The sequence below is a fragment of the Geothrix sp. 21YS21S-4 genome, assembly GCF_030845995.1.
Classification (GTDB): domain Bacteria; phylum Acidobacteriota; class Holophagae; order Holophagales; family Holophagaceae; genus Geothrix.
On the sequence record NZ_CP132719.1, the window covers coordinates 2,073,243 to 2,086,933 of the forward strand.

The 13,691-nt window shown below is 67.9% G+C and carries 18 protein-coding genes; 4 read left to right on the forward strand and 14 right to left on the reverse strand.

The features are described from left to right. The first annotated feature begins 263 nt into the window (after positions 1–263). Positions 264–1,610 carry a methylenetetrahydrofolate--tRNA-(uracil(54)-C(5))-methyltransferase (FADH(2)-oxidizing) TrmFO gene (trmFO, locus tag RAH39_RS09410; RefSeq protein ID WP_306589836.1) on the forward strand — a complete coding sequence of 449 codons (1,347 nt, stop codon included), beginning with the start codon at positions 264–266 and terminating at the stop codon, positions 1,608–1,610. Positions 1,611–1,620: 10 nt separating this feature from the next. Here the strand turns inward: trmFO and flgL are convergent, their stop codons facing one another. The 14 genes from flgL to hpt all read right to left on the reverse strand — a co-directional run bounded on the left by flgL (position 1,621) and on the right by hpt (position 11,818). Further along, positions 1,621–2,538: a flagellar hook-associated protein FlgL gene (flgL, locus tag RAH39_RS09415; protein ID WP_306589837.1), complete on the reverse strand. Its 918-nt coding sequence runs from the start codon at positions 2,536–2,538 to the stop codon at positions 1,621–1,623. Between the two features lie 18 nt (positions 2,539–2,556). After that, positions 2,557–4,032, reverse strand: a complete 1,476-nt coding sequence (flgK, locus tag RAH39_RS09420; protein WP_306589838.1) for a flagellar hook-associated protein FlgK — start codon at positions 4,030–4,032, stop codon at positions 2,557–2,559. 8 nt (positions 4,033–4,040) lie between these two features. Further along, the gene (locus tag RAH39_RS09425) at positions 4,041–4,337 is read right to left on the reverse strand and encodes a hypothetical protein (protein ID WP_306589840.1); all 297 of its coding nucleotides are present in this window, start codon (positions 4,335–4,337) and stop codon (positions 4,041–4,043) included. Positions 4,338–4,369: 32 nt separating this feature from the next. Beyond that, on the reverse strand, positions 4,370–4,678 hold the full coding sequence (locus RAH39_RS09430; RefSeq protein ID WP_306589841.1) for a hypothetical protein: 309 nt from the start codon (positions 4,676–4,678) through the stop codon (positions 4,370–4,372). Between the two features lie 27 nt (positions 4,679–4,705). Continuing rightward, positions 4,706–5,008 carry a flagellar biosynthesis anti-sigma factor FlgM gene (gene flgM, locus RAH39_RS09435; protein WP_306589842.1) on the reverse strand — a complete coding sequence of 101 codons (303 nt, stop codon included), beginning with the start codon at positions 5,006–5,008 and terminating at the stop codon, positions 4,706–4,708. A 43-nt stretch (positions 5,009–5,051) separates the two neighbouring features. Beyond that, on the reverse strand, positions 5,052–5,393 hold the full coding sequence (locus RAH39_RS09440) for a rod-binding protein (protein ID WP_306589843.1): 342 nt from the start codon (positions 5,391–5,393) through the stop codon (positions 5,052–5,054). Then, positions 5,390–6,499: a flagellar basal body P-ring protein FlgI gene (locus RAH39_RS09445; RefSeq protein WP_306589844.1), complete on the reverse strand. Its 1,110-nt coding sequence runs from the start codon at positions 6,497–6,499 to the stop codon at positions 5,390–5,392. Before RAH39_RS09445 ends, RAH39_RS09440 begins: the two co-directional genes overlap by 4 nt. A 10-nt stretch (positions 6,500–6,509) precedes the next feature. Next, positions 6,510–7,175: a flagellar basal body L-ring protein FlgH gene (locus RAH39_RS09450; protein ID WP_306589845.1), complete on the reverse strand. Its 666-nt coding sequence runs from the start codon at positions 7,173–7,175 to the stop codon at positions 6,510–6,512. Between the two features lie 52 nt (positions 7,176–7,227). After that, positions 7,228–8,058: a peptide chain release factor N(5)-glutamine methyltransferase gene (gene prmC, locus RAH39_RS09455; protein ID WP_306589846.1), complete on the reverse strand. Its 831-nt coding sequence runs from the start codon at positions 8,056–8,058 to the stop codon at positions 7,228–7,230. Next, positions 8,058–8,636: a FumA C-terminus/TtdB family hydratase beta subunit gene (locus RAH39_RS09460; RefSeq protein WP_306589847.1), complete on the reverse strand. Its 579-nt coding sequence runs from the start codon at positions 8,634–8,636 to the stop codon at positions 8,058–8,060. Before RAH39_RS09460 ends, prmC begins: the two co-directional genes overlap by 1 nt. A 20-nt stretch (positions 8,637–8,656) precedes the next feature. After that, positions 8,657–9,637, reverse strand: a complete 981-nt coding sequence (locus RAH39_RS09465; RefSeq protein ID WP_306589848.1) for a fumarate hydratase — start codon at positions 9,635–9,637, stop codon at positions 8,657–8,659. 77 nt (positions 9,638–9,714) lie between these two features. Then, a complete protein-coding gene (gene holA / locus RAH39_RS09470) occupies positions 9,715–10,734 on the reverse strand; it encodes a DNA polymerase III subunit delta (RefSeq protein WP_306589849.1) in 1,020 nt (339 codons plus the stop codon). Further along, positions 10,734–11,300, reverse strand: a complete 567-nt coding sequence (gene lptE, locus RAH39_RS09475; protein ID WP_306589850.1) for an LPS assembly lipoprotein LptE — start codon at positions 11,298–11,300, stop codon at positions 10,734–10,736. Before lptE ends, holA begins: the two co-directional genes overlap by 1 nt. Further along, positions 11,297–11,818 carry a hypoxanthine phosphoribosyltransferase gene (gene hpt / locus RAH39_RS09480; protein WP_306589851.1) on the reverse strand — a complete coding sequence of 174 codons (522 nt, stop codon included), beginning with the start codon at positions 11,816–11,818 and terminating at the stop codon, positions 11,297–11,299. Before hpt ends, lptE begins: the two co-directional genes overlap by 4 nt. Positions 11,819–11,960: 142 nt before the next feature. On the opposite strand from hpt, the gene RAH39_RS09485 reads away from it, so the two are divergent. From RAH39_RS09485 to RAH39_RS09495, 3 genes are read left to right on the forward strand one after another with little or no spacing between them, the layout of a single operon-like run. Beyond that, entirely contained in the window at positions 11,961–12,587 is a 627-nt protein-coding gene (locus RAH39_RS09485) for an RNA polymerase sigma factor (RefSeq protein ID WP_306589852.1), read from the forward strand. Then, positions 12,584–13,090, forward strand: coding sequence for a hypothetical protein (locus tag RAH39_RS09490; RefSeq protein ID WP_306589853.1), 507 nt, complete (start codon positions 12,584–12,586; stop codon positions 13,088–13,090). The genes RAH39_RS09485 and RAH39_RS09490 overlap by 4 nt, the downstream gene beginning before the upstream one ends. Positions 13,091–13,095: 5 nt before the next feature. Further along, complete coding sequence (locus RAH39_RS09495; RefSeq protein ID WP_306589854.1) at positions 13,096–13,581, forward strand: hypothetical protein; 486 nt, start codon at positions 13,096–13,098, stop codon at positions 13,579–13,581. The last annotated feature ends 110 nt before the right edge of the window (positions 13,582–13,691 follow it).

Consider the following 13,691-nt stretch of genomic DNA (forward strand, 5'->3'; position numbering starts at 1 on the left):
AGGCTTCCTATCTTCTATCCGGTTTTCAAAGACGCCCACGCTTCCACACCCTCGTGCTTCCGCGCCCTGAAAGCTCCTCAGCGGCTTCCGCCCCCTCGGCTCTTCCCTCAGCTCCTCGCAGCCTCAACTGCCCAGGAGATTTAGACTAACACGACCCTCGACTCTTGCAAGGCTTTTTTTCTGGAGGGCGCGTCCTCTCCCCTCGCAGTGGCGCGGGATGCCGGGCGCGGTGGCCTAGAATCGTGCTTCTACAAGGGGGAAGCGTGATTCATGTGATCGGAGCGGGGCTGGCGGGATCCGAAGCAGCCTGGCAGCTGGCGATGCGCGGCCATGACGTCCGCCTGACGGAGATGCGGCCCGGCCAGAGCACCCCGGCCCACACCACGGCGGGTGCCGCAGAGATGGTCTGCTCCAATTCCTTCAAGAGCGACGACCCCAACTCCGCCACCGGCATCCTCAAGGCCGAGATGCGCCGGATGGACTCCCTCATCCTCCGCTGTGCGGAAGCGGCTCGAGTGCCGGCCGGCAACAGCCTTGCCGTGGACCGCGAGGTGTTCTCCACCGCCGTCACGACGGCCTTGAAGGGCCATCCCCGCATCCAATGGGAGGAAAGGGAGGTCGCCACCCCGGAACCCGAAGTTCCCACCATCCTCGCCACGGGCCCCCTCACGTCGGAACCCCTGGCCGCTTGGCTGGCGGCGGCCACGGGGAGCGACCGCCTCCACTTCTACGACGCCATCGCCCCCATCGTGACGCGCGACAGCATCGACATGGATCGGGCATGGATGGCCGCCCGCTACGACAAGGGCGGCGCGGACTTCATCAACTGTCCCCTCGACACGGAAGAATATGGGCGCTTCATGGACGCGCTGCTCAGCGCCGAGCGCGTCCCGCTCTCCGACGTGGACACGCCCTACTTCGAGGCCTGCCTTCCCATCGAAGCGATGGCGGACCGCGGCCGCGAGACGCTGCGCCACGGCCCCATGAAGCCCGTGGGGCTCGACGATCCCCGCACCGGACGCTGGCCCCACGCGGTCGTCCAGCTTCGCCAGGACACCCTCGCCGGCGACCACTTCAACCTGGTGGGCTTCCAGACCCGGCTCAAGTGGAGCGCCCAGAAGGAGGTCTTCCGCCTGATCCCGGGCCTCGGGGCCGCCGAATTCGCGCGGTTCGGAAGCATCCACCGCAATACCTACGTCCAGGCGCCGAAGGTCCTCGATGCGACACTCGCTGTCAAATCGATTCCCAACCTCTGGATTGCGGGCCAGCTGTCGGGGGTGGAGGGATACCTGGAATCCGCCGCGGGCGGCCTCGCCGCCGCCTTCGCCGCGGATCGCGCCGTCCGGGGCATCGAAACCGCGCCCTTCCCTCCGGAGACAGTGCTGGGCAGCCTTCTCCACTACCTGGCCCACGCCTCGCCCGCCGACTTCGGGCCGACCAACGCCATGCTGGGCCTGCTCCCCCCCCTTCCGGAAGGGCTCCTGGACCTGCGGGGGCTCAAGCGGAGCGGAGGCACCCGCGCCGTCAAGGCCGCCAAGGGACAGGTCCATCGGGAGCGCTCGATCCGCGCTCTCGAAGAACACCTTCGTCAGGCCGGAGAATCGGCCTGACGAAGGGAAACTAGCCCAGGTAGTCGAACAGGTTCTGCTGGGTGGACTTCGCCAGGGAACTGAGCGTGGCGGACTGGACGATCTGGTCGTTGTTGAAATCGGTCAGGGCCTGGGGATAGTTCGTGGCCTCCCGCGTGTTCTGCAGGGTCTGGAGGGTCACGTTGATGTCGGTGAGGCTGTCCTGCAGGTCGCTGAGGCCCGCCTGCCGCCCGCCGAGGTCCGTCTGCACCTGACTCACGTTGGATAGGACGCTCTTCAGATTTGCGGTGGCCGTCTGGATGAGGGTGGCGTTGCCGCTGCTGAGGCCGTCGCGCAGATCCGTCACCGCCTTGAAGAGGTCAGTGGAGGAACCGGCGCCGCCGGACCCGAAGAAGACGCTATTTCCGGGCACATTGGTGCTCACGCTCGTGCTCGAGTTGACGTCGAGGTTGATGGAGCCTGAATTGCCCGCGTAGACGATGGGGCCGGCGGGTGGCGCGGAGTCGCTGAAGGGCTGGGTCTGCGTCAGGGTGCCGGAGAACATGTACTTGCCCTGCTGCTGCGTGTTGGCGAGGGCGAGGAGGGTGGTGCGGACGGAATCCACCTGCTGGGCCAAGGCGGCCTGGCCGGTGCTGCTGATGGTGGCGTCCGTGGCCTGCTGGGCGAACTCCTGAAGCCGCGTCACCTGGGTGATGACGCTGTCCACCACCGTCTCGGTGGATTGCAGCAGGCCGCTGGCCGCGTTCACCTGCTTGAGGTACTGCTCATTGGACTGGATGGAATTCTCGAAATCCAGGATGAGCGCGGCCCCGCTGGGATCGTCGCCGGGGCGGGTGATGTTCTTGCCCGAGGAGATGCGCTGCTGGTTCTGGGCCATGCGCGCCTTGGTGCGCTCGAGGTCCAGAAGGGACTGGCGGTACTGGGTGGTGTTGGGGGTGCGCAGGGACATGGTTCACCGCCTCCGGAATCACTTGCCGAACTGGTTCACCAGCTGATCGGTGAGCTGGTTGATGACGCTGAGGAAACGGGCCGAGGCCTGGTAGCCCCGCTGGAGGGTCATCATGGAAGCGGCTTCCTCGTTCAGATCCACGCCGGAGATCTGGTCCCGCTGGGACTGGAGGGCGGCGACGAGGTTCTGCTGCGTGTCGCTCTGGGCCTGATAGCTCTGGGTTTTGTTGCCGATGTCGCTGATCATGCTGCCCACGAAGCTGCTGAAGGGGCCCGTGTCGCCCACGCCGTCGCCGTCCGTATCCACGGTCCCGGTGGCCGTCTGGAGCTTGGCGAGCGCGAGCGCGTTGGTGTTGTCGCCCGTCGCGCTGGCCGCGCCGGCCGCGGCGATCAGCGAGGGATTGCCCGCCACCGCCGTATCCACGGACAGGGCGTTCACCATCCCCTTGTAGCCGTTCGTGGCGGTGATGCCCGTGGGCAGGCCGCCATTGGCTGTGGCTCCGGTGAAGAAGTAGTTGCCCGTCGTGACCCCATCCGCCGCGTAACCGGCGCTGTGGAGCTGGTTCACCTGCGTCGCGAGACCGGCGGCGAGTTCGTCGAGCTGGCTCTGGAAGCCGGGCAGGATGTTGTCCCGCAGGTCGAGCTTGGCGCCGAGCTGGCCTTCCTTGATCCCCGCGGTAACGTCGACCACAGTGCCCCCCATGACCGATTCCACCTTGAGGTGGTTGTCGAGGGCGGCCCCGCCGGCGGAGGTCTTCAGGGCATAGGCATTGTTGCCGCTCACCAGCACACCGGAGCCCGAATCGAGGGTGATCTGGTACTCCCCGCGGGAACCCTCGAAGACGTTGATCCCGACGAGGGCCGACAGCTTGTCCGTGAGGGCCTTCCGCTGGTCGCGGGCGTCGTTGTTGGCGCCCGGCGTGGTCTCCGTGCTGATCTGGTCGTTGAGCTTGGCGATCTGGGTGGTGAGGGTGTTCACCTCGCCGACGAGACTCTCTACGGCGCGATCCGCGTTGTCCCGCTGATCGGACAGCAGGCGGTAGCGCGTCTGGAGCCCGGAAATCATGGTCTGGGCCTTCCCCAGGAGGCTGGTGCGCAGCGCCGCGTTTTCGGGCTGGGCGGAAAGATCCTGGAAGCCCTGGAAGAAGGACTGGATCTGCGCGGCGATGCCCGTGGTGCCGGTGTCCCCGAGGCTGGTGGAAATGGCGTCCACGCCCGAATAGCGCTCCGTGGCCCCCGTCTGGCGGGCGGTCTCCCGGTAGATCTGGAGATCCAGGAAGCGGTCCCGGATGCTCTGAACCGAGTTCAGGGAGACGCCGTTCCCGAAGTAGACCTGGCCTTCGACGAGGGAATTGTTGGTGCTGAGGTCCGCCCGCTGCCGGCTGTACCCGGCGGTGTTGACGTTGGCGATGTTGTGGCCCACGACGCTGAGGGCCGCCTGCTGGGCTTGGAGGCCCGACAGTCCGATGTAGAGGCTGGCATTGAGTCCCGGCATGGCGGCTCCTACACGTGTTCCTGCAGCCGCGACGGAAGGGCTGACGCATCGGCGGGAATGCCGGCGCGGCCGTAGCCGGGGCTGCCGGACAGGCCGATGAGCGTGGCGCGGAGGGGCGACTGGAGCCCGGCGAGAAGGGTCTGGACCGAGGTAAGCCGCCGCTTGAGCGCGTAAGCGCCCGCCTGGTCCTCGGGCCACCCCACCAGTTCCGACCACCGAATGGAGGACAGCAGCGCTCCGGGGTCTTCCCCGGCGACAAGCCTGGATTCGAGCGCGTCCAGAAGGTCGGGCACGGCATGCAGCATGGATGGCCTCCTCTCGGAAGCTACGGCAAGCCTCACGCCAAGAGGTCCAAATGGAGGGCGGCACCCTCTGCCGGGCTCTCGTCCGCGTCTTCCCATCCGTCGGGAGACGCGCCCGTGGCATCCCCGCCCTGCCCGCCATGCTTCTCGCCGCGCTCCGACAGCCGAAGGGCATCGGATTCGGCGATATCGGGCACCTCGGTCAGGGCTTCGGCGAGTTTGGCGTCGAAGGCGTGCCGCCGGGCTTGCTCCCGCTGGACCTGGGCCGCGCCCTCCATGGCCTGCCGGCCCGTCTCGAGGGCGGCGGTCTGAAGAATCTGGCGATGGGTCAACGGGGTGATCATTCCCTCACGACGAGGGCCTCAGGACGCTCAGGGATGGTGCCCCTTCGCGAGGTGCTCACGAATGAGCCCTTCGGCCACGGCCTCTCCGTCGGGGTGATAGGCGTCCGCATCCAGCTGGTTCTTGAGGGCTTCCACCTTCTCCGTCCGGATATCCGGAACCACCGCCAGGGCTTCCTGCGCCACGGCGACGAGCCGCGCGGCGGAAGACACCTGGACGGCGTCGGAAGCAGGCGCGGACCCCACCGAAGCAACCGAAGGCGCGGAGGAACTCTTGGCTCCGGAAACGCCCTGGCTGCTGCCGATGCTGCCCGATTTGCCACTGATGCGCATGTTCACCTCGACAGTTCCCCTATCGGCAGGTCCGGCCATTCTCTCAACCCGTGGGAAGAGCTGCGTCTTTGCTGGTTTTTTCCTGAGTTTTCCAGCTTTCCTGGAGCCGCTCGGCCAAGCCCCAACCCCGCCCTCCGGCGACGGCCTGATCGACGACCGCCTGATCCATCAGGTACTCGTAGGTACCCCGGGACTGGCCGGAATCCCCCAGCAGCCCCGACGGCTCCACGGTCTTGCGCATGGTCTGAAAGAGAAGGCCCATCAGCATTCCCTCGAACTGGCGGGCGGCCTTCTCGGTCTTTTCTGCCGGTGCCGGCAGGCCCTTGGCGCTCGCGGCCTGGGCCACGGGATCGGCGGTGAGGGCGGTTCCGACGACGGCGCTCACAGGACCCTCAACTCGGCCTGGAGGGCGCCTGCTTCCTTGATGGCCTGGAGGATGGCGACCATGTCCCGGGGCGTGACGCCCATCCCGTTGAGCATCTCGGCCAGCTTGCCCACACTGACGCCCGGCTCCACGGTGACGGTCTTGGGCTTCTCCTCCGTGGCCGTGACCTCCTTCTTGGTCGCGGTGACGGTCTTGCCCTGGCTGAAGGGCGCGGGCTGGCTCACCAGCGGCGTGGAGGTAACCACGATGCTCAGGCCGCCCTGAACGATGCTCACGGCGCCCACCCGGACTTCGGACCCGAGGATGACCGTGCCCGTCCGCTCGTTCACCACGACGCGGGCCTTGGGCTGGAGCTGGACGTTCAGATTCTCCAGCCGGGCCACCAGTTCGACCGCGCGGCCCTGATAGTCCTTGGGGATCTGGACGTCGATGGTGCGGGCATCCAGGGGCTGGGCCACCTTCTCGCCAAGTTCCTCGTTGATGCTATGGACCACGCGGACGGCGGTGGTGAAATCCTCTTCCACCAGACTGTACCGCAGCGAGGCGCGGGCGTTGAAGTTCCCGCCGGTCTCGCGTTCGATCAGCCCGCCCTCGGGGATGCGGCCCACGGTGGGGTGGTTCTTGGTGACGGAGGCCCCGCCCGCGGCGGCGCTGAATCCCCCGACCAGCAGCGGGCCCTGGGCCACGGCGTAGACCTGGCCGTCCGGCCCCTGGAGCGCGGTCATCAGAAGGGTGCCGCCCGCGAGGGACTTGGCGTCGCCGGTGCTCGACACCGTCACGTCCAGGCGGGATCCGGTGCGGGCGAAGGCCGGCAATTCCGCCGTCACCATCACCGCCGCCACGTTCTTCACCTTCACGGTGGTGGGGTTCACCGTCAGGCCCTGGCGGGACATCAGGTTGGCGAGGGACTGGACCGTGAACTTGGTCTGATCCTTGTCGCCGGTGCCGTCGAGGCCCACGACCATCCCATAGCCCAGGAGCTGGTTGGCGCGCACGCCTTGCAGGCGAGCCACTTCCTTCAGGCGGGCGTCGATCTTCTTTTCGGGCTTGACGGCATCGGCGCCCAGAAGGGCGAGGCCGGCGAGGAACAGGGCTGCGATGCGCATGGACGCCACCTCAGAAGGGCCAGATGTAGTTGAGGAGGCGGCTGATGAAGCCGGGCTTCAGGGTCTCGTCCACCACGCCCTGGCCGCCGTAGCCGATCCGGAGTTCGGCCACCTGGCCCGAGCTGATGGAATTGGCGCTGTCCAACATGTGCGGGTCGATCATGCCGGCCACGTAGAGGCGCTGGGTCTCGTTGTTCAGCTGGATGTCGCGGTAGCCCTCGACGATCAGGTTGCCGTTCCCGATCACCTTGACCACCCGCGCGGTGACGACGGTGGTGAAGGTGGCGCTGCGGCCGGTGGTGCCCTTCCCGGCGTACTTGTTCTGGGTGGCGGTGCTGCGGGCGGCGTCGCCGCCGCTGCCGATTCCGAAATTGGACAGGGCGCCGAACAGGGTGGGGCTCGTCAGTTTGTTGGAGCCGTCCCGCGAGGTCGTCACGTCCGCCTTGCTGATGGCGTTGGTGCTCTCGGTGATCCGCAAGGTCACGAGGTCGTTCACCCGGAACGCCCGCAGATCCGCGATGAAGGGCCGGTCCCGCCACAGGCTGCCCTCGCTGAGGGCCTGGGAGGCGGGCGCCTCCTCCACCAACGGAATGTCCGGCTTCTTGACGAGGTTGGGATCGTGCCGCCGGGGGATGGAGCAGCCGATTCCGGCGAGCACCACGATGATAGGCAGCATTTTCCGCATAACCAACCTCCACTCCCTGACAGGGCGAGGAGGATGCCAACCTTCAGGACAGGGCGATCAGAACCCGGTCGTGGCCCGCGAAATCCTGATGGACCATGGCTTTGCCCCATCCGGACCCCAGGGCGCTGCGGCACAACTCGCCCCCCTGGCCCGCCCCGATCTCCAGGAGGCAGGCCGCCGCCTGGCGGACCTTGGCCTGGCGCAGCAACTCGATGGAAAGGGCCAGTCCCCGGTTCGGGGCGAACAACGCCGACGCCGGCTCGAAGTCCAATTCCCGCTGGAGGGTGGGAGCGTCCGCCGGATCGACGTAGGGCAGGTTCGCCACCACCAGCCCTGGAGGATCCGGCAGGGGCTCCAGGAGGCTGCCCTCGAAGAAAGCCACCTCGGCCCCCAGGGTCCGGGCATTGTCGCGGGCCACGGTCAGAGCTCCGGGGCTCACGTCCGAGGCCGAGACCTTCCAGTCCGTTTCCAGGGCGAGGCTGACGGCGATGATGCCGCTTCCCGTCCCCACGTCCACGCAGCACGCCACGCCGAGGCGGCGGCCCACGTCGAAGGCGGCTTCCACCAGCAGGTCGGTTTCGGGACGGGGAATCAGCGTGTCCCGCGTGACGCGGAAGCGCCGGTCCCGGAACAGCGCCCAGCCCAGGATGTAGGCCCAGGGCTCGCCCTCTCGGCGGCGGCGAAGCCAGTGGCCCACCTCGGCGCGGGCGGATTCGGGAGCGGCCTCATCCCCTTCCGCCGCCAGCCGGGAGCGCGTCCAGCCCAGCCCCTCCTCCAGCCAGCGCCAGCTCTCCGCCTGGGCTTCGCCGGGATCCAGGAACCGGCCCAGCTGGGCCGCCAGATCCCGGCGAAGCTCCAGGTACGTGAGCCTCACTAGGCCATCAGCGCTTTGGCGCGCTCCTGGCTCGCCTGGGCCACGATCTCGTGGAGGCTGCCGCCGTGGCTGTCCATGGTGACCACCAGCGGGAAGTCCTCCACCTCGATGATCCAGAACGCCTCGGGGCTGCCGAATTCCTCCAGCATCTTCACGTCGACCACGCGCTTCACCCGCTTGGCCAGCAGACTGCCGGCCCCGCCCGTGGCGTGGAGGTAGACGGCGCCGGTCTTCTGCAGGCCCTCGCTGGTCTTCTTGCCCATGCCGCCCTTCCCGATGACGCCGCGCACCTTGTAGGTGTCGATGACGTCGGCCTGGTAGGGCTCCTCCCGGATGGAGGTGGTCGGGCCGGCGGCCACGAAGCTGTAGTGGCCGTCCTCGTGCTTCTTCACGACCGGACCGCAGTGGTAGATGACCATGTTCTCGAGGATGGGCTTCAGCCACTCGGGCTTCTGCTCCTTCATGTACTTGTGGCCCATGTCGCGGCTGAGGACGATGCGCCCGTTGAGAAGCACTTCGTCGCCCACCTTGAGCTGGCGGATCTGGTCTTCGGTGATGGGGGTGGTGAGTCGGATCATGGCAGCCTCGTCGTCGCGAATCAGTCGAAGGACACTTCGCCGGCGGCCCCGAGCGTCAGTGTGCCGCGGCGGCTGCTCCAGCACATGTAGCTGATGGAGACGTAGAAGCTGGCGGGATGCCGGTACATCTCCTCGGCCAGGACGCCGAGGATGGTGGTGTTGCCGCCGTAGCCCATGGGACCGATGCCCAGGGTGTTGAGGTCGGCGGTCATCTCCCTCTCGAAGGCGTCCATTCGGGAATCGGGATTGGAGGTGCCGAGCTTGCGGAGGATCAGCTCCTTGCTCTTCTCGTAGCCCGTGACGCGGTCGCCGCCGATGGCCACGCCGAGGATGCCGGGGCTGCAGCCCTGGCCCTGGGCCTTCACCACGGCGTCGATGACGCACTTCCGGACGCCCTTCATGTCGCGGCCCGCGCCGAGGGCGGCGTCCGGCAGGCGGTACTGGGCGCCCACGTTCTCGCATCCGCCGCCCTTCTGCATGACGGAGATCTCGATCTCGGGCTTGTCCCACTCCTCGAAGTGGATGGCGGGGTGGCCCTCATGGAAGGGATCCATGTTGTTGCCGGTGTTCTTCCCGCTGAGGGACTCGACGCAGTTGGGCCGCAGCCACGACCGCTTCGTGGCTTCCACCACGGCGGCGCGGATCTGCTGCTTCGCCGTCCGCTGGCTCAGGCCGAAGGGATGGCGGACCCAGAAGATGATGGTGCCGGTGTCCTGGCACAGCGGCGTCACATGGCCGTCCGCCAGGAGGATGTTGCGCACCATGTCGTTGAGGGTGTTGAAGGCGCGGCTGCCTTCCTCCTCGGCGTCGCGGCCCTTCACCAGGGCGTCGATCACGTCCTGGGGAAGCCGGCTGGTGGTGCGGCGGAGCAACTCGGTGGCGGGCAGGGTGAGATCCAGAGCCTTCAGGTTCGAAAGGTCGGCTTTCCATCCGGCAGGCAGGACGGACTTGGACTCCACCACCTCCATGGAAGTCAGGGTGGGAATGACGCATTCGGGCATGAGTCCTCCGGGATCCAGGCCCCATGATCCGCCCGTCACAGCCGACGCTCAAGTGACCAATGCCCGGTTCCGGCGCCTCAGCGCGCCCAGGCCCGGCACAGCGCCAGCGTGAGATTCAGGAGCGGAGCCTCGCTGCGGGACAGGGCCATGCCCTTGAGGTCGCGCTCGCACTGGTTGAGGCGCCCCAGCAGGGCCTTCAATCCGGACAGCTTCAGCTTCCCCAGAGCGTTGCGATAGCCGTCCAGGAGAAAGGCCTGGCGCGGCGACAGGCCCAGCGCGCCCAGGACGTCGTTCCCCTTCAGCCCTGCGGCCTCCGCTTCGGCCAGCTTCAGCAGGCGGTCCACTTCCCGCCGGGCCTGGCCGAGCAGCATCAGGGGCTCGTCGCCGTCTTCGAGGGCGGAACGGAGGGCCCGCAGGGCGCCCGCCGAATCCCCCTTCTGCCAAGCGCCGGACCACGCGAAGGCCTTTTGCTCCGCCAGGCGGAACGTGACCTGGTCCACCATCGCCTCGGTGACGCGGCGGTCCTCCGCCAGCAGGTCCAGCACTTCGAGGGCCCGCTTGAGGAGCCCGGGATGTCCGCCCTGGCGCTGGGCGAGCAGGGTCGCCGCCGCGCCCTGGAGCGCCAGACCGAGCCGCCGCGCCTCCGCTTCGATGAAGGGCGGGATGTCCGCCGGATCGAGCACCCCCACCTTGAGGATGCGGCCCGCCTTGGTCCAGTCGGTCCAGGGCTTGGCCCCCAGCGCCTTTCCGGGGGCCGCGGGGAGCGTGGTCCAGGCCACCAGCAGGAGGTTCACCCCCGCGGGCGGCTTCTCCATCAGGCCCTTCACGGCGGGCGGAAGGTCCTTGGCGCGGGTGAAGAGATGATCCGCGGCCGGAATGATCACCGTCCGGGCGCCGGCGCCGAAGGGCGCGGATTCCTGGATGGCAGCCACCACCTCGGGCCACGAACAGGTCTCGGAGCACACCGTCAGGGCGAAGTCCGCCCACTCGGGATCGACGTGGCGCCGCTTCCAATCCTCCACAGCCTGGCGACGGGCGTCGCCGTCCTCCCCGTGGACCAAGGCGAACGCCTGGTCCGCCCACGCCGGAGCCGCCATCAGTCGGTGCTTTCCAGCAATTGGGTCAGAAAGCTCTCGGCGAAATCGTCCGCCAGGTTCTCCAGGACCTGAAGCTCGCGGTTGTCGAAGCTGGCGAAGTTCTGATCCACCCGGTACTGGTTGGAAAAGGTGAGTCCCCGCCGCGACAGGACCACGGCCCCCGTCTGCCCGTCCAGCAGCTCGACGCTGGCCACCACCGCCACCTCCACCCGGGAGGCCGATCCGGCGCTTTCCATCCGGGAGGATTTGCCCCCCACGGACAGTCCAATGGGACGCGACCGGTATTCCTCCAGGGTGCCCTGGAGCACCCAGCGGGAGGCCTCTCCCTGGGCGACGAGCCGCCACGGGCTGGCTGCCACCACGCGGTTCTCCAGCGCCCGGGTGAAGCGGTCCTCCAGCCCCAGGCGGGGCGTGAGGTTGCGGAACCGGGCCAGCCGGATGGTCTCCCCCTGCTTCGCCCAGGCCACCGGCCGCACCTGCCGGTCCAGGCGCCGATAGCCGCAGCCGGCGAAAAGCGCGAGGCTGAGGGGAAGGAGCCAGCGGCTGGCGGCCGACGCGCGGATCACGGGTGGTAGACCCCCACGTAGGGCAGGTTGCGGAGCTTGCCGTCGAAATCCAGGCCGTAGCCGACGACGAAGTGATCCTCGATGGTGAAGCCGACGTAGTCCACGGGGACTTCCACCTTGCGGCGGGTGGGCTTGTCCAGGAGGGTGCAGATCTTGAGGCTGAGGGGTTCCCGGTCCTTCAGGAGGTTGCCCACCTTGAAGAGCGTCAGGCCCGTGTCCACGATGTCTTCCACCACGATGGCGTGGCGGCCCTGGATGGAGCGGTCCAGATCCTTGAGGATGTGCACTTCCCCGGTGCTCTCCAAGCCGCCGCCGTAGCTGGCCACCTGCATGAAGCTCATGTCGAAGTCGAAGTCCATGGCCCGCACCAGATCGGCGAAGAAGGGGAACACCCCGTTGAGCAGGCCCACCAGGACGAGGTCCTTCCCCGCATAGTCCTGGGTCAACTGGGCCCCCAGCTCCTGGACCCGGGCCCGGATCTGGGCCTCCGTCAGCAGCGGGGTGATGCGGTCTCGCATGGGGAACTCCTGGGCCGGGCGGGGTGGGACTGGAGGCGGATGCCTTTCCCATTCAACCCCAGATGGGCTTCCCGGGTCCATCCAGGCAGACGAACGTCCCGGTCCCCAACCCTCGAGGTTTAGGATGATGGCGGAAGCTGCCTTGAACGAATCCCCGCCCTTCCGGCCGACCCCTATCGCCGAACGCCTCCCCGATCCGGGCTCCCCCTACCACACGCCCGAAGTCCTGGCGTGGGTGGAAGCGGCCCAGGGCGGCGACCAGACGGCGTTCGCCTGCCTGGTGAAGCTGTTCTCCCGCGACGTCTACCGGAAGGCCTTCTCGGTCCTGAAGAACCACCAGGACGCCGATGACGTGGTACAGGAGACCTTCATTCGGGTGTTCCGGTCCCTGGGAAACTTCCGGTTCGAATCCTCCTTCCGCACCTGGCTCATCACCATCGCCACCCGCCAGGCCCTCAACTTCCGCGAGCGCATGGCCCGCGAACACGAGAGTCTGGAAGGCCCGGACGGCGCCCTTGAACACCCCGCCCTCCGGGTGGAGGAGACTCAGATCACCTCCACCCTCGACCAGGAGGCCCGGCGCCTCCTGACCGAGGCCCTTCCCAAACTGCCCCGCCGCCAGAAGGAAGCCTTGACCCTGAAGCTGCAGCACGACTGGAAGTACGAACAGATCGCCCAGCAGATGGGCACATCGGTGGGCAGCGTGAAGGCCCACATCTTCCACGCCATCCAGAATCTCACCCGCCATCTCAAAGGAGGCCGGAAATGACCGCCGAGCCCCTCGATCTGCCCGAAGCCTGCGCCGCCGCCCTGCTCGCCGTGGAGGCGGACCCCCTGGATCCCGGCCCTGGAGCCGAGGCCCATCTCAGGACCTGCCCCGCCTGCTCGGAAGCACGGATCCTGTGCCTGTCCCAGGAAGAAGTGCCCGACGTCCTGGCGCCCCAGGGCTATTTCGACCGCCTGCCGGGGCGGATCCTCCGGAAGCTTCCCACCCGCCTGCCGCTCTACCGACGGGTGGGCCCCCTGGCCTGGAGCGCCGCGGCGGCCATTCTGCTGGCGGTTGGGACCGGCGCGTTCGTCGCGGGGTACGCCAACCAGACGCCCTACGTCGAAGCCACCCTTCCCCACGCCGACTTCGCAGAGCCCGCCGTGGCCGATACGCCTTTCCGCGACGGAGAGGAGGACGCCGCCCAGGTCCAGGCCCTCAGTCCCGAAGAGATGAAAGCGCTCCTCCAGCGCCTCGATCCGCCCCCTCCCGTGTCCCCGAGGTGACGACCATGTTCCGCGCCGCCCTCATCGCCCTGTTCCTGGCCGCCCTTCCCGCTTCCGCCCAGGCGGAGGAGGAGCGCCCCCTCGCGCGGTACCGGCTGGATCAGCTCCAGCAGACCGTGGGCCTCCAGGAGGATCAGGCCCGGACCGTCGTCGAGCGGTGGACCCGCTACGACCGGGACCAGTTCGACCGGACGCGGCAGATCCAGGCCCTGCGCCGCCGGTTCAACGACATCCTGATCGGACCCGGCACCGAGGAGGAGAAGAACGCCAAGGTGCGCCCCCTGCTCGACCAGTTCGTGGACCTGCGGCGCCAGCAGATGGAGCTGAAGCTCAAGTTCGAGGACGACATCCGCGCCCGCCTCAGCCCCGCCCAGCAGGTGCGCCTGATCATGCAGGTGGAGGAGATGCAGCGGCGCGTGGTAGAGGCGCTGCGCCAGGGCTTCGGCGACCGCCCGGGCCTGCGGTCGGGGGGTCGCCGCGGCTTCCGGTAGGGCTCATATCCAATAAGCGATCGAGATTCAGGATTTCCTTTTTCACCACCAAGGCACCAAGGAAATCTACCCCTTGGGGTGCGGTTCTTGGTGCCCTCTGCGTCTTGGTG

Coding starts and splice junctions, on each gene's coding strand:
- hpt (WP_306589851.1), bottom strand. CDS start 11,818: ATGCGAGACCGCATCACCCCGCTGCTGACGGAGGCCCAGATCCGGGCC.
- RAH39_RS09430 (WP_306589841.1), bottom strand. CDS start 4,678: ATGATCACCCCGTTGACCCATCGCCAGATTCTTCAGACCGCCGCCCTC.
- flgK (WP_306589838.1), bottom strand. CDS start 4,032: ATGCCGGGACTCAATGCCAGCCTCTACATCGGACTGTCGGGCCTCCAA.
- RAH39_RS09425 (WP_306589840.1), bottom strand. CDS start 4,337: ATGCTGCATGCCGTGCCCGACCTTCTGGACGCGCTCGAATCCAGGCTT.
- RAH39_RS09465 (WP_306589848.1), bottom strand. CDS start 9,637: ATGCCCGAATGCGTCATTCCCACCCTGACTTCCATGGAGGTGGTGGAG.
- RAH39_RS09490 (WP_306589853.1), top strand. CDS start 12,584: ATGACCGCCGAGCCCCTCGATCTGCCCGAAGCCTGCGCCGCCGCCCTG.
- holA (WP_306589849.1), bottom strand. CDS start 10,734: ATGGCGGCTCCGGCGTGGGCGGACCAGGCGTTCGCCTTGGTCCACGGG.
- flgL (WP_306589837.1), bottom strand. CDS start 2,538: ATGTCCCTGCGCACCCCCAACACCACCCAGTACCGCCAGTCCCTTCTG.
- RAH39_RS09450 (WP_306589845.1), bottom strand. CDS start 7,175: ATGCTGCCTATCATCGTGGTGCTCGCCGGAATCGGCTGCTCCATCCCC.
- flgM (WP_306589842.1), bottom strand. CDS start 5,008: ATGCGCATCAGTGGCAAATCGGGCAGCATCGGCAGCAGCCAGGGCGTT.
- RAH39_RS09495 (WP_306589854.1), top strand. CDS start 13,096: ATGTTCCGCGCCGCCCTCATCGCCCTGTTCCTGGCCGCCCTTCCCGCT.
- RAH39_RS09445 (WP_306589844.1), bottom strand. CDS start 6,499: ATGCGCATCGCAGCCCTGTTCCTCGCCGGCCTCGCCCTTCTGGGCGCC.
- RAH39_RS09460 (WP_306589847.1), bottom strand. CDS start 8,636: ATGATCCGACTCACCACCCCCATCACCGAAGACCAGATCCGCCAGCTC.